This is a genomic window from Chryseobacterium sp. PvR013, assembly GCF_017833095.1.
Taxonomy (GTDB): domain Bacteria; phylum Bacteroidota; class Bacteroidia; order Flavobacteriales; family Weeksellaceae; genus Chryseobacterium; species Chryseobacterium culicis_A.
The window spans coordinates 4,628,409-4,642,225 of record NZ_JAFIBT010000001.1; the positions used below are offsets into that span (position 1 = coordinate 4,628,409).

Here is a 13,817-nt window from a genome sequence, read left to right on the forward strand (position 1 = left end):
TTTTACGTAATTTCTCTAAATAAACGTTAAGATTTCCAGGATGATACATTTTGGTTTTTTAACATATTTACTGCGGATTTCGTAACGATAAATAAAATAAAACAAGCGTTTTGAGATGAAAATGATAAAAATAGATATGAGGTCATTAATGCTCAAAACTGTTGTTTTTTCTTTTATCCAGCTTTCATATTATTTAAATAAATAAAAGAATTACAGAAATAATAAGTCCTGCAATGGTAAACTTAATTCCGCGTTTGAATGCTTTTGTCTTAGGATTAAACATCCAGAAACTGGAGATCACGAAAAAGAAAAGAGAAACCCCAAAAAATACGCTTAAAGGCGATATCGTATCTTTAGACTGTGATTTGTGAAGAGAAACCATTTTGTCTAATACGAAAGGTAATTCCTTTTTTGAGTACTTGGCTTTTCCGGTAGCACTGTCATAAGTTCCCTGTTTAAAATAAAGAACACTTCCTTCCGTTTTTTCCACTTCCAGGCCTTTCATCTTCAGTTCTTTTTTGAGTTCTTTTTCTGAAAGATGAACTGCGATGTTTTTTTCATATTTCTTTTCGCTTTTCAGAAAATCAGTGTCTCTGTACACCAGAAGAATTCCACTTAATGAATATACAGCCATAATTCCGGCAAGAAAATATCCCAGATAACGGTGGGTAATTCTCATGAAGCTTCTTGTGTCTTTAATCTTATCCATATCTTATTGTTTTGTTTTTGTTTTAAAATTTCAAAAGTGGAAACTGCAAAAATGCAATCTCCACTTTTAATGAAAGAATTATTGTATAAAGAATTCTAGAGTCTGTATGTTAATGTGAAATAGTAGTTTCTAGGGGTGATAGGATTCACCGAATAGTTCTCGTGAACATTGTAGTTTACAACATCAAACAGGTTGCCCACTTTTCCTTGAATAGAGAATTTTTTCCACTCATATCCTACAGATAAAGAAACCGTTGTGTAATCTTTTAGATCAAACATTCTACTTACGTTGTTTCTGCTTGTATTTGTAGATTTTGAATCATTCCATCCAGCGATTCTGTCTCCGATGTAATAAATTCCGGCACCGATTTTTAACCCTTTTACGTAGTTTGTAAATTTATAGAAAACCGAAGCATTCGCTGTTGTAGCCGGTGTTCTTACCAATCTTTGGTTTTCAACATATCCTTTTTCCGGAGTGTCTGTGTACACAGAATTATTATAAGAAAAACCTCCGATAATAGATAAGTTTTCTGTAGGATTTCCAGTAATGTCTAGTTCCACACCACGGCTTCTCATATTTCCTGCAAATTCTTTAAGATTGGTATCTGTTGAATTTACTGGTGCTCCGTTTGGAGCAGAAGCGAACCAGTAGGTTTGATAGTAATTGTTGTACATGATCTGGTAAGCCGTTAAGTTAACCGCTAAAGCATTATTCCAGAAATTCTTTTTGACCCCAATCTCGTATTGGTCAACTGTTGAAGGTTTTATGCTTTGTCTTGATAAAGTAGTTAACTGATTTTGAACATCAGTAACAGATTGGTTGGTATTTACGGTACCAAACTGATCTGAAGTATATCCTGCATTTGAAGCAAATGAATTCGTGTAAGTTGCAAACACCGAAAGGTTTTCATTTGGAGCATACACCAAACCTACTTTTGGAGAAAATGCATTGTCAGAGGTTGACGAATTTGCTACTTCAATTTTATCATTTAATGTAAAACGAGTGGTCAGTGTAGGCATGTTTTCGATATAAGACCATCTTAGACCTGCAATCACCTTCAGTTGCTTTGTTAAGCTGATAAAATCTTGTGCATAGATTCCGATTCTTCTTGTATTGATTCTATTTCTTGTACTAAGAGTAGAATTGGGCATATCAATACTTCCCCATGTTGAAGGATCATCTAAATAGAGAAGATTTTTGGGAGCTGTAATATTATAAGCATAAGCATCTGCCTGGCTATAATCAGCATCTGAACCAATTAAAACTTTATGGTTGATGCTTCCTGTATTGAATTCACCATTGATATTTACTTGTGCAGAAGTATAATTTTGTTCGTTGTAAGTTCTACCAAAAGGTCTTTTCCAGGATAATCTGTTAGGATCTACAGTTGCATCTTTAGTTTCATATATCCATTGTACTCTTTCAGAAGAAAAATAATCTTTAGTATAGTTTTGGTAAGAAGCAGTAGCGTTCAAAGACCATCTTTCGTTAAACTGATGATTAAATGTTACATTCGTAGAAGCTTGCTGTACATTTTGATATTGCCAGTCGGTTCCGAAGAAAGTATTTCTGGAAACAGCATCATTCAATCTGTAGCTTTGGTCTTTTTCAGTAATGGATCCAATCCCGAAATCCGGAGTAAAATTATTTTTAAGATAATCTGCCTCAACAATTAATTGAGACTTATCACTTAAATTAAATAGAAATGAAGGATTGAAATAGTACTTCTCTGATTCTACCACATCTCTGAAACTTTCGGCATGCTCATACGCTCCATTTATTCTGAATGCAACGTTTTTAGATAAAGGTCCATAGATATCAACAGTTGGCTTGTAAGAGTTCCAGCTTCCTCCATTTAATCCAATGCTTCCACCAAAATTGAATTTAGGTTTTTTGGTAATCATATTGATAACACCACCTGCGGCTGTATTACCAAAAAGCATGGCGTTGGCTCCCTTTAAAACTTCTACTCTTTCAAGACCACTTACTTCAGGGAAAACACCGCTATTTATTCTTGAACCATTTTTAAAAATGTTATCATTTCCTAAAATGAAACCACGTCCACCAAAGCTGTCCTGAGAATTTCCTCTGGATGAAGTGATATACAGACCGTTTACATTCTGAAGAACATCACTTAGCTGTTTTGCCTGCTGCTGCTCAATAATTTCGTGAGTAACAATAGCAATAGGCTGTGGATTTTCCATTACCGTCAGATTTGACTTTGTCGATAATGCTCTTGCCTGGTTAGGATTTCCCGTTTTATGAAGATTAATATCCTCAATAGTCTGAGTTCTGATGGTATCTGCCTCAGCATTTTTCATCTGAGAACTCACTGAAACAGCGATGAATAGAAGACCTAAAGAAAGTAATTGTCTTTTCATTTTATTTTTATGTAGAACAGTTTTAAATAAGGCGCAAATGTAAGTATTTGTTTAGAATAGATAAAAATAATTTTATGATTTAAATCATATTTTTGAGTTCGTGAGATGGATTGTTTCTATAGCGCCTTTAGGTTAAGGGATAGAGAAATTTTTATGAATATATTTGTTGAAAATTATAATATGCAATTGGTAAAAGCAGGGCTTTGTGCCTTTGGAATGAGCGGAAAAGTATTCCATGCTCCCTTTTTAAAGGAACATCCGGGATTTTTTATGTCTGCTGTGGTAGAAAGAAGTAAGGAAGATTCAAAAGAAAAGTATCCGGAAGCAACCATTTACCGTTCTGTGGACGAAATGCTTCAGCAGGCAGATGTAGAGCTGGTGATTATCAATACTCCTGTTCAGACCCATTATGAATATGCAAAAAAAGCGTTGGAGGCCGGGAAAAATATTATTGTGGAAAAACCTTTTACAGTAAATGTTTCTGAGGCTGAAGAACTGGTTCAATTGGCTGAGGAAAAAGGATTGTTCCTAAGTGTATATCAAAACCGAAGATTCGACCGTGATTTTTTACAGGTTCAAAAGGTTTTAGCTGATGGAAAATTAGGAAATATAAAAGAAACAGAGATCCGTTTTGACAGATTCCGTACGACTCCAAGCGGAAAACAGCATAAAGAAAGCCCTGAACAGCTAGGCTCAGGATCACTTCACGATTTGGGAGCACATCTGGTAGACCAGGCTGTACTGTATTTTGGGTATCCTGAAAAGCTTTTTGCAGATGTGTTTTCGATGAAAGGAAGCGAATTTGCGAATGATTATTTTGAAATTCTGTTATTCTACAAAAATGATCTGAGAGTGAGATTGAAAACATCGGTTTTCAGTAAAGAAGGGCATTATGCTTATACCATTCATGGGGATCGAGGGACTTTCCTGCAGGAAAGAACAGATAATCAGGAAAACGAATTGGTAGCAGGCGCTATTCCCGTATATGGAAAAGAATGGACACAGCCTTTGAAAGAATCTGATGGAATATTGAATTTCCTGAATGAAAACTCCGAAACAGAAAGGATTCTAACTTCAACTGAAGCCGGAAACTACATGGATTATTACCAGCAGATCTATGAACATATTGTTTTTGGATACGCCTTACCATCTCCGGGAAGAGAAGTTATTCAGAATATGAAAATCATTGATGCTTCCCTGAAAAGTGCAAAAGAAGGAGGAATAATTGAATTATAAATTATAAATGATGAGTTGTGAATTATGAATGAATTCAAAGAATTAGAGAGTTTTAGGGTTGGAGAGTTTGAGTGTAAACGAGTTGGAAACCTCTAATCACGATTACTATTAACTTTAAACCTTAAACCTTAAACCTTAAACCTTAAACCTTAAACCTTGAATTCATTCATAATTCATCATTATTAAAGGAGTTCCTGAAGCTCCAGCCATCTCATTTCATGGTTCTCCAGTTTTTCTGAAACAGTTTCCAGTTCTGAAGAAAGTTTGGCTATTTTTTCATAATCAGCTTCGTTGTTGAGATTGTCCAGAATTTTGGTGCGCTGTTCTTCCAGTGCAGGCATTTCTTTTTCAATCGTTTCCAGTTCTCTTTGTTCTTTAAAAGTTAGTTTTCTTTTAGAATGGGAAGGCTGAGTACTCTCTGCTGAAGAAACTGCTTCTTTTACAGGCTCAGGTTTTACAGCTGTATTTTTTTCTAATGCTTCCTCGCGGCTTCTTGCTTCTCTGTATTCTGAGAAGTTTCCAACAAAATCTCTGATTTTTCCTTCTCCCTCAAAAGCCAGAACGTGATCTACAATTCTGTCCATAAAATACCTGTCGTGGGAAACGATAATCAAAGATCCCTGGAATTGCTGAAGGAAATTTTCTAAAACCGTCAATGTAGGAAGATCCAGATCATTTGTAGGCTCATCAAAAATCAAAAAGTTAGGATTCTGATACAAAATATACATCAGGTGAAGTCTTCTTTTTTCCCCTCCCGAAAGTTTAGAAATGGGAGAATATTGAGTCTGATCATCAAATAAGAACAATCTTAAAAACTGTGAAGCAGATAAACTTTTTCCGTTGGCTAGCGGATAAAATTCTGCAATTTCCTTGATGAAATCAATGACACGCTCATCCTCTTTATAAGTAAGACCTTTTTGTGAGAAATAACCGAAAGAAATAGTTTCTCCTGTTTCAATTTCTCCTTTATCAGCCTTTTCAAGACCTTGAATAATATTAAGCAGGGTAGATTTTCCTGCACCATTCTTTCCAATAATTCCCACCTTTTCTCCACGCTGAAACTGGTAGCTGAAATCTTTTAAAAGAACTTTAGGTCCAAAGCTTTTATCAATGTTTTTGAGTTCAAGAATTTTATTTCCCAGACGCTTCATTTCAAAATCCAGCTCAAGCCCGTCTTTTCTGGTGTCGGTTTTGGCTACCTTTTCAGTCTCGTAGAAAGCATCGATTCTGCTTTTTGACTTTGTAGTTCTGGCTTTTGGCTGTCTTCGCATCCATTCCAGTTCCTTTCTGTAAAGGTTGTTTGCCTTATCAATCGTAGCATTAAGATTCTCCTCACGAATCATTTTATTCTCAAGATAAGTAGCATATGAACCGTTGTGAAAATAAAGATTCTGATCTTCCATTTCCCAGATTATATCACAAACACTGTCAAGGAAATATCGGTCGTGAGTAACAAGCAATAACGTGATTTTTGCCTTATTCAGATAGTTTTCAAGCCATTCCACCATGTTTACATCAAGGTGGTTGGTAGGTTCGTCCATGATAAGAAGCGTGTGTCTGTGCTCAGCTCTTGTCTCTGTTAAAAGTTTAGCCAGAGCTACACGTTTGATCTGTCCTCCGGAAAGAGTTCCCATTTTAGCATCCAGATCAGTAATTTTAAGCTGGGAAAGAATCTGTTTCATTTCATTTTCCAGATCCCATGCTTTATGAACTTCCATATCGGCTAATGCTTTCTCAATAAAATCATGATCTGTGGAATGAAGTGACTGATGATAGTTTTTAAGCGCAAGGATAGGTTCTGAATCAAGAGCCATCATAAATTCTTCAATGCTGAGCTTAGGATCAAAGTTGATTTCCTGGTCAAATAATACTACCTGGATATCTTTGTTGATAATCACAGTTCCGCTGTCTGCAATTTCCTTACCCATTAATATTTTCAGAAGGGTAGATTTTCCACTTCCGTTTTTGGCAACAATAGCTATTTTATCTCCTTCATTAATATGAAAAGAAATGTCTTTAAACAAAACTTTGATGCCGTAAGATTTGGTGAGATTTTCTGCAGAAACGTAATTCATTGGGAATTAATGGTTTGATTTTAATTTTGAATTGAACCGCAAAAATACGAAAATGTAATCTAAAATTTTCCGGAACCTCTTTTATAAGACTCAATATTTATAATTTTTTAATAGACTGTGCCCCTTATCTGAAAAAACTAATTAGTAAATTTGATCAACACAATGAAATTTAAATTGTAAATAGTAATACATAATACAAAATCTGATTGAAGTAATGAAAAAAGTTATTGTCGACATGGATGGGGTAATGGCGGATGTATATCATCAGCTGGTACAATTTGAAAAAAGAGATACAGGAAAAGAAATTGAAATCAGTGATTTGGCTGGTAAGCCTGAAATAGAGTCTTTTCCAAACGGGAAAAAACATGTAAATGAAGTAGGTTTTTTCAGAACCTTACCTGTGATGAAAGGAAGCCGTGAGGCAATGGAATATCTGAATAATAAATATGATCTGTATATTGTATCTGCAGGAATGGAATTTCCGAACAGCTTAAGAGAAAAATATGATTGGCTGGCAGAACATTTTCCGTTCATTACTTGGGAACAGATTGTTCTTTGTGGAAGTAAAAAAGTGGTTGCCGGAGATATTATGATAGATGATTATCCTAAAAATTTAGATCATTTTTCAGGGCAGAGATTGATATTTACCCAGCCTCATAATGAACTGATAGAAAATGATACTTACAAAAGAGTTCATTCCTGGGAAGAGGTTATGGAAATCCTTTAAAATTTAAAACTGGAAGAAGGAAGGTGGAGATTGGAAGGGATCACATCATTTCATTAGCTCCCATCTTCCTGCTTCTAGCTTCCTTTCTTATTTTATTTCTAATCCAGTGTCAGTCTTTTCAACGACCACGAATTACCATTATAAATATCAAGATCCACTTTCGCATTGATTCCATGAACAATTCCGTTTTCTGTAAACTGCCAGAAATCCCACTCATCGTCGGGAGAAGGAGACGGAACATCATTGTAATTGGCAAGCCATAAAGGATAGCCTTCAAACTCACCTTTCAGAAAATCTTTATAATAATGATAATAGGTATAGATGATAGGTTTTTCGCCATAGGCTTCTTCTACGATTTTACACCATACTTTCAGGTCTTCAATCAGTTTTTTATTGGTTTTACGCTTTGGGATTTTTTCAATATCAAGAATGGGAGGTAGATCTCCACTCTCCAGTTTTACATTCTTCAAAAAATTATTGGCCTGGATCACCGGATCTTCATCAGCTCTGTAAAAATGGTAGGCACCGCGGATAAGATTATGTTTTTTAGCACTTTCCCAGAACTCATCAAAATGCTTATCTGCACTTCGGTTTCCCATGGTGGCGCGCATGACAACATATTCTAACGGGATTGTTTTATTTCCAATACTCAGACTGTCCCATTTGATATCTTCCCGGTTCTGATAATGAGAAACATCAAAGCCATAGGTTTTATCAAGATTGCTGGCTAGTATTCTCTGAATTCTTGCCGCTTCCTTTTCACTGTTGTGAAGTTTTTTATGCTTAAATTTATTAAAGTACAATGCATAATAGTAGCTTACAGACTGTTTTAAATAAAATCCTGTTCCCACCAATGCTACGATTAATATGCCCAATATCACCCATCTTCGGAAAAAATACTTTTTCCGTCTGGATTTATGGACTTGTTTGGCAGTTTTTTTGGTGTACTTTTTTGGTGTCATAAAGTTTTGCAAAACTAACTTTTTTCACTGCTAAATGCTAAAATAAAATCAGTAAATTTGTGTATTATGGAAACACGCGAAAAAATCATCATTATTGGAGGAGGATTTGCGGGGCTGCAGCTTGCAAAAACATTGAATAACAAGAATAAAAAGGTCATTGTTCTCGATCGGATGAACCACCATATGTTTCAGCCGCTTTTTTATCAGGTAGCCTCAGGGAGGATAGAACCTTCCAACATTTCTTTTCCCTTCAGAAAGATTTTTCAGCAGTCCAGAAATACCCAGTTTCGTATGACAGAGGTGAAAGAAATAGATCCTGCCAATCATAAAGTGATTACCGACGAAGCAGAATTTACCTATGATAAACTCATCATTGCAACAGGGTGTAAAACTAATTTTTTCGGAAACAAAGATCTGGAAGGAAAAGCTTTCGGAATGAAAAATACCCAGGAAGCCATCAGCATCAGAAATCATGTTTTGATGACCTTTGAAAAACTGATTATTGAAAAAAGCCGAAGTGATGACGGTAACTGGAACATCGTTATCGTAGGAAGCGGGCCAACAGGAGTAGAGCTGGCAGGAGCTTTTGCAGAAATGAAAAAAGACATCCTTCCAAGAGATTATCCTTATATGAACTTTGATCATCTGAAGATTATTCTCGTAAGTTCTACAGAAAAGCCACTTGCTGTAATGAGCAGTGAAGCTCAGGAGAAATCCGAAAAATATCTTAAAGATCTTGGGGTCACTTTTATGAGCGGGGAAGTAGTGACAGATTATGACGGAGATAAAGTTCATTTGAAAAGTGGGAAAGAAATTCCTTCCAATAATGTCATCTGGGCAGCCGGAGTTACAGGAAATGTGGTAGGAGGTTTTCCGGAAGACAAATTAGTAAGAAACAGATATATTGTAGATCGATATAATAAAATACAGGGTTACGATAATATTTATGCTATCGGGGATATTGCCTATATGGAAACTCCTAAATATCCACAGGGACATCCTCAGGTAGCCAACGTAGCCATTAATCAGGCAAAAAATTTAGGTAAAAATCTTTTAAAGAAAAGTCAGGAAGAGTGGAAAGAATATGAATATGATGACAAAGGCTCATTGGCAACGATTGGGAAGCACAGAGCTGTTGTGGATCTGCCATTTGTAAAATTCCAGGGATTTCTCGCGTGGTATTTCTGGATGTTTCTCCATTTAATGCTAATTTTGAGCGTTCGAAATAAGCTGGCCATATTCTTCAACTGGATGTGGAGCTATATCAACAAAGATTCTTCTTTAAGATTAATTATTATACCTACTAAGAAAAACGGAACATTACAATGAGAATTGACATAATAAGCGTACTTCCGGAATTGATGGAAAGTCCGTTCAAAACTTCTATTTTGAAAAGAGCGATGGATAAAGGGCTGGTAGAAGTACATTTTCACCAATTGAGAGACTGGGCGATTAATAAGCACAGACAAATTGATGACGAGCCTTACGGAGGCGGTGCAGGAATGGTAATGATGGTGGAGCCACTGGATAAATGTATTTCAGAGCTTAAATCTCAAAGGAATTATGATGAAGTTATCTATCTGACGCCGGATGGTGTTACTTTGAACCAAAAAATTGCCAATTCACTTTCCATCAAAGAAAATCTGATCTTTCTTTGTGGGCATTATAAAGGAATAGACCAGAGAGTAAGAGATCTTCATATTACCAAAGAAATTTCAATTGGAGATTATGTTCTTACAGGCGGAGAGCTGGCAGCCTGTGTGCTTGCAGATTCAATCATCAGATTGCTTCCTGGTGTTTTAAATGATGAGCAGAGCGCTTTAACAGACAGTTTTCAGGATGATCTTCTTTCACCGCCTATCTATACAAGACCCGAAAGTTATAAAGGCCTGGAAGTTCCCAGAATCCTGTTGAGTGGGAATTCCGGAAAAATTGAAGAATGGCGTCATGATGAAGCAGTAAGAATTACAAAGGAAAAACGCCCCGATTTACTGTAAACAAATTGTCAGCATTTATCTAATGCTGACCTGCGTATTTAATTCCATTTATAATAGGTGAATGGAATAATATTTGTTGTAAGTTTAATAGGTGTGAAAAACATTAATACTTCTTATTTTAAATTGAAAATTTATTTCTATTATTCCGGATTTTGTATATTATCTCAATTTTGACTAATATACTAAAACGCTCTAATAATTGAAAAATTAATTTATTATCGCTAATTTCATTGGTATTTTTTACTATATTTGAAATGTTTTCTATGAGGAATTGATTTGTTGTTTTAAGGATAAATCGAGGAAATTTGGAAAAAAAATAATAAATTTACATCTTAAAGTAAAAAGAACATAATAAATTAAAAGTATAGAAATTAGTGTAGATGGAGCTGTTCTCTTTTTATAATGTTGAAAATTTATTTTTACCCGATCCGAAACCTGTCCACAAATTAGATCCTACCCGGTCAGGATTAAGGAATTGGGATGAAAAGAGATATAGAAATAAGCTTTTCAAAATCTCTCACGTATTTCAGTTGATGAAGGAGGAAAATGATGTATTGCCATTTGTAATAGGATTATCTGAAGTTTCCGGAAGGAAAGTTTTGGAAGATCTTGTAGAAATGGAACCCTTTAATTCGGAATATGGAATTGTACATTATAATTCCATGGACGAAAGAAAAGTGGATGTAGCCATGTTATATGATAAAAATAAAGTAGAGGTAATAGATTCAGAAACCATTACTTTCTTTTTTGAAATAGTAAATAAAAACACAGAAAATTACGACACAACCAGAGACGTACTTTTTTCAAAAATTAAATATAAAGGGGAAATTATTAATGTCTTTATCGCCCATCTTCCCTCTAAACGCGAAAAAGATATCAATAAGCCTAAAAGAGCCTTTATATTGAATGAAGTCCGGGAACGGATTATGAAAATAGTGGATGCAGATAAAGAGCACGTTATATTGTGTGGTGATTTTAACGAAAACCCGGATGATGAAAATTTAGTACAGATTCTCTATGACAATGACCATGAGAAGGTTTTAGTGAACCCTTTTCAGCAATTGTTTTCTACAAGAAATTATTCTACTTTTCATTATAAATCTGGATTGTTGTATGATCAGATCATTATGTCAAGATCTTTACTTGATAATAAGACGCTGGCTTTTCAGGATGCCTATATATTTAATTCTGAAAAAATCCGCAGCAGAACCAGAAATTTTGAAGGACGGCCTTTCCGAACATATGCTGGTACACGGTATTTAGGAGGATATAGCGATCACTTTCCGGTTTTTGTAAAATTTAAAAATTTACATTAAAAAACATAAATAATAAAAAAGTAGAAAATGAAAAATTCGAGCAACACAAGCTACCATTTAGATTCTATTGACAAAGAAATCATCTACATGTTGATGGACAATGCTAAAACATCTTTAGCCCACATTTCAAAAAATGTTGGAATTTCCACAACTGCAGTGCATCAAAGAATCAAAAAACTCGAACATGCAGGAGTTATTGAAAATTCAATATCATTTCTTAACCCTAAGAAAATTGGATATAAAGTGATTTCCTACATCGGGGTATTTCTGGATCAGCCAAGCCATTATCCGGAAGTGGTAAAATCTCTGCATGATATCAATGAGGTAGTGGAGGCCCACTATACCACAGGGAATTATACTATTTTCCTGAAAGTTCTTTGTAAAGACAATGATCATTTAATGCAGATTCTTAGCAAGCTTCAAAAGCTGAAGGGAGTAACAAGAACAGAAACTTTTATATCTTTGGAACAAGGTATTTACAGACAACTGAAAGTATAACGATATGAACATAGCCCAATATTTGGATTCAACTTACCTGAAAACACCAGAACAATCAGGTATTTCCCACGAAGAAACACTTCAAAAAGATAAAGAACTTGCTCAGGAAGCAATAGATAATGGTATTTTTGCCGTGATGATTCGACCGGATTACGTATCTGAGATCAAAAAATATATCCAGGAAAGAAATTCAAATGTTGTAGTAGGAACTGTAATAGGTTTCCACGAAGGAACGTATTCTATTGATGAGAAACTTACAGAAGCTTCAAAAGCAATAGAAAACGGAGCAGATGAACTGGATTTTGTTATTAATTATACAGCTTATCTACAGGGAAATATAGAACTGGTAAGAGAAGAATTTGTAAAATGTACAAAATTATCTCTTGAGCATCATAAAATTGCAAAATGGATTATTGAAATCGCAGCATTGACTGATGAACAAATTGCAGATCTTACTAAAAATATTTCTACCTGGGCAGAAGAAAATTTTTCTGAAAATGAACTGTCGAAAATTTTTGTTAAGTCATCAACAGGATTTTACCAAACTGCCGAAGGAAAGCCTAATGGAGCAACCTTTGAAGGAATCACCATTATGCTCAATAATGCTGGGAAACTTCCTGTAAAAGCAGCTGGAGGAGTAAGAACTCCTGAAGATGCTGAGAAAATGATTAAAATGGGAGTTAAAAGAATTGGAACCTCTTCAGCGCTGGGATTAATTAAAAACGAAACTTCATCAGAAGGATATTAATATAATTAGATTCTAAATAAAAAAACCATCAGTTTTACTGATGGTTTTATTTTTATAGCTGAGCCTGGTATTCTTCGTAGAACTGCTGAGTCTCTTTGATCAGACTGTTCATTTCTTCCATAGTGAAAACTTCCAGGAATTTTTTTCTAAATTCCTTGAAATGAGGAATCCCTCTGAAATAATTGCTGTAATGCTGTCTCATTTCAACCAATCCCAATCTTTCTCCTTTCCATTCAGCACTCCATTCTGCATGTTGGCGAACAGCCAGTAATCGGTCTGAAATTGTAGGTTCAGGTAAATGTTCTCCAGTTTTAAAGAAATGTTTGATTTCGTTAAATATCCATGGATATCCAATAGCAGCACGCCCGATCATGATGCCGTCACATGCATACTTTTGTTTATATTCTAATGCTTTTTCAGCAGAATCTATATCACCATTTCCAAAAATTGGAATTTCAATATTAGGATTTTGTTTAATTCTTGAAATATGCTCCCAGTCTGCTTCACCCTTATACATCTGAGCACGGGTTCTTGCGTGTATCGTAAGAGCTTTGATTCCGGTTTCCTGCAGACGTTCTGCCACTTCATCAATATTAATGCTGGTACTGTCCCATCCTAAACGGGTTTTTACCGTTACAGGCAGGTGAGTAGAGCTTACCACGGCTTTGGTAAGGCGAACCATCAGATCAATATCTTTCAGTACACCAGCTCCTGCTCCTTTGCAGACAACTTTTTTTACCGGGCAGCCAAAATTAATATCTACAAGATCCGGGTTTACCGTTTCAACAATTCTTGCGGACATAGCCATTGCTTCTTCATCTCCACCAAAAATCTGTATCCCCACTGGTCTTTCATAATCGAAAATATCCAGCTTCTTACGACTCTTGATAGCGTCACGAATTAACCCTTCGGAAGAAATAAATTCCGAATACATTAAATCTGCACCGTGCATTTTACACAAACGTCTGAACGGAGGATCACTTACGTCTTCCATTGGAGCCAGCAAAAGTGGAAATTCCGGCAGTTCTATGTTGCCTATTTTTATCATGGTGCAAATTTACGAAATTCTTAAAAAACAATATTTTTTAAATTAAAATATGGTATTGCGTTTTGCTTGTGTTGTTTTGTTTAAGGGATTTTATGATATTCTGTTTAATTTTTACTTAAT

General features: G+C 35.3%; 12 protein-coding genes. 7 read left to right on the plus strand and 5 right to left on the minus strand.

The annotated features are described in order from the left end of the window. Window positions 1-193 precede the first annotated feature (193 nt). Together JOE44_RS21075 and JOE44_RS21080 are read right to left on the minus strand one after the other, a co-directional pair. A complete protein-coding gene (locus JOE44_RS21075) occupies window positions 194-709 on the minus strand; it encodes a hypothetical protein (protein WP_209787296.1) in 516 nt (171 codons plus the stop codon). 95 nt (window positions 710-804) lie between these two features. Beyond that, window positions 805-3,090, minus strand: coding sequence for a TonB-dependent receptor (locus JOE44_RS21080; protein WP_209787298.1), 2,286 nt, complete (start codon window positions 3,088-3,090; stop codon window positions 805-807). Between the two features lie 180 nt (window positions 3,091-3,270). Between JOE44_RS21080 and JOE44_RS21085 the strand changes: the two genes are divergently transcribed. Beyond that, a complete protein-coding gene (locus JOE44_RS21085) occupies window positions 3,271-4,326 on the plus strand; it encodes a Gfo/Idh/MocA family oxidoreductase (protein WP_209789275.1) in 1,056 nt (351 codons plus the stop codon). 182 nt (window positions 4,327-4,508) lie between these two features. Here the strand turns inward: JOE44_RS21085 and JOE44_RS21090 are convergent, their stop codons facing one another. Beyond that, window positions 4,509-6,401 (minus strand): ABC-F family ATP-binding cassette domain-containing protein, encoded by a 1,893-nt coding sequence (locus tag JOE44_RS21090; protein WP_209787300.1) that lies wholly within the window; start codon window positions 6,399-6,401, stop codon window positions 4,509-4,511. Between the two features lie 214 nt (window positions 6,402-6,615). Between JOE44_RS21090 and JOE44_RS21095 the strand changes: the two genes are divergently transcribed. Further along, a complete protein-coding gene (locus tag JOE44_RS21095) occupies window positions 6,616-7,128 on the plus strand; it encodes a 5'(3')-deoxyribonucleotidase (protein ID WP_209787302.1) in 513 nt (170 codons plus the stop codon). Window positions 7,129-7,226: 98 nt separating this feature from the next. Here JOE44_RS21095 and JOE44_RS21100 read toward each other — a convergent pair whose 3' ends face one another. Then, on the minus strand, window positions 7,227-8,090 hold the full coding sequence (locus tag JOE44_RS21100) for a GH25 family lysozyme (protein ID WP_209787304.1): 864 nt from the start codon (window positions 8,088-8,090) through the stop codon (window positions 7,227-7,229). A gap of 66 nt (window positions 8,091-8,156) precedes the next feature. Here JOE44_RS21100 and JOE44_RS21105 point away from each other — a divergent pair, with 66 nt between their 5' ends. The 5 genes from JOE44_RS21105 to deoC all read left to right on the plus strand — a co-directional run bounded on the left by JOE44_RS21105 (window position 8,157) and on the right by deoC (window position 12,649). Next, window positions 8,157-9,419 (plus strand): NAD(P)/FAD-dependent oxidoreductase, encoded by a 1,263-nt coding sequence (locus tag JOE44_RS21105; protein ID WP_209787306.1) that lies wholly within the window; start codon window positions 8,157-8,159, stop codon window positions 9,417-9,419. After that, window positions 9,416-10,087, plus strand: a complete 672-nt coding sequence (gene trmD / locus JOE44_RS21110) for a tRNA (guanosine(37)-N1)-methyltransferase TrmD (RefSeq protein ID WP_105681452.1) — start codon at window positions 9,416-9,418, stop codon at window positions 10,085-10,087. Before JOE44_RS21105 ends, trmD begins: the two co-directional genes overlap by 4 nt. A gap of 380 nt (window positions 10,088-10,467) precedes the next feature. Next, window positions 10,468-11,403: an endonuclease/exonuclease/phosphatase family protein gene (locus JOE44_RS21115; protein WP_209787308.1), complete on the plus strand. Its 936-nt coding sequence runs from the start codon at window positions 10,468-10,470 to the stop codon at window positions 11,401-11,403. A gap of 27 nt (window positions 11,404-11,430) precedes the next feature. After that, window positions 11,431-11,901 (plus strand): Lrp/AsnC ligand binding domain-containing protein, encoded by a 471-nt coding sequence (locus JOE44_RS21120; RefSeq protein ID WP_002976659.1) that lies wholly within the window; start codon window positions 11,431-11,433, stop codon window positions 11,899-11,901. Window positions 11,902-11,905: 4 nt separating this feature from the next. After that, a complete protein-coding gene (deoC, locus tag JOE44_RS21125; protein ID WP_209787310.1) occupies window positions 11,906-12,649 on the plus strand; it encodes a deoxyribose-phosphate aldolase in 744 nt (247 codons plus the stop codon). A 52-nt stretch (window positions 12,650-12,701) separates the two neighbouring features. On the opposite strand, the gene dusB is transcribed toward deoC, so the two are convergent. Next, window positions 12,702-13,697 carry a tRNA dihydrouridine synthase DusB gene (gene dusB, locus JOE44_RS21130; RefSeq protein WP_034694897.1) on the minus strand — a complete coding sequence of 332 codons (996 nt, stop codon included), beginning with the start codon at window positions 13,695-13,697 and terminating at the stop codon, window positions 12,702-12,704. Window positions 13,698-13,817 lie beyond the last annotated feature (120 nt).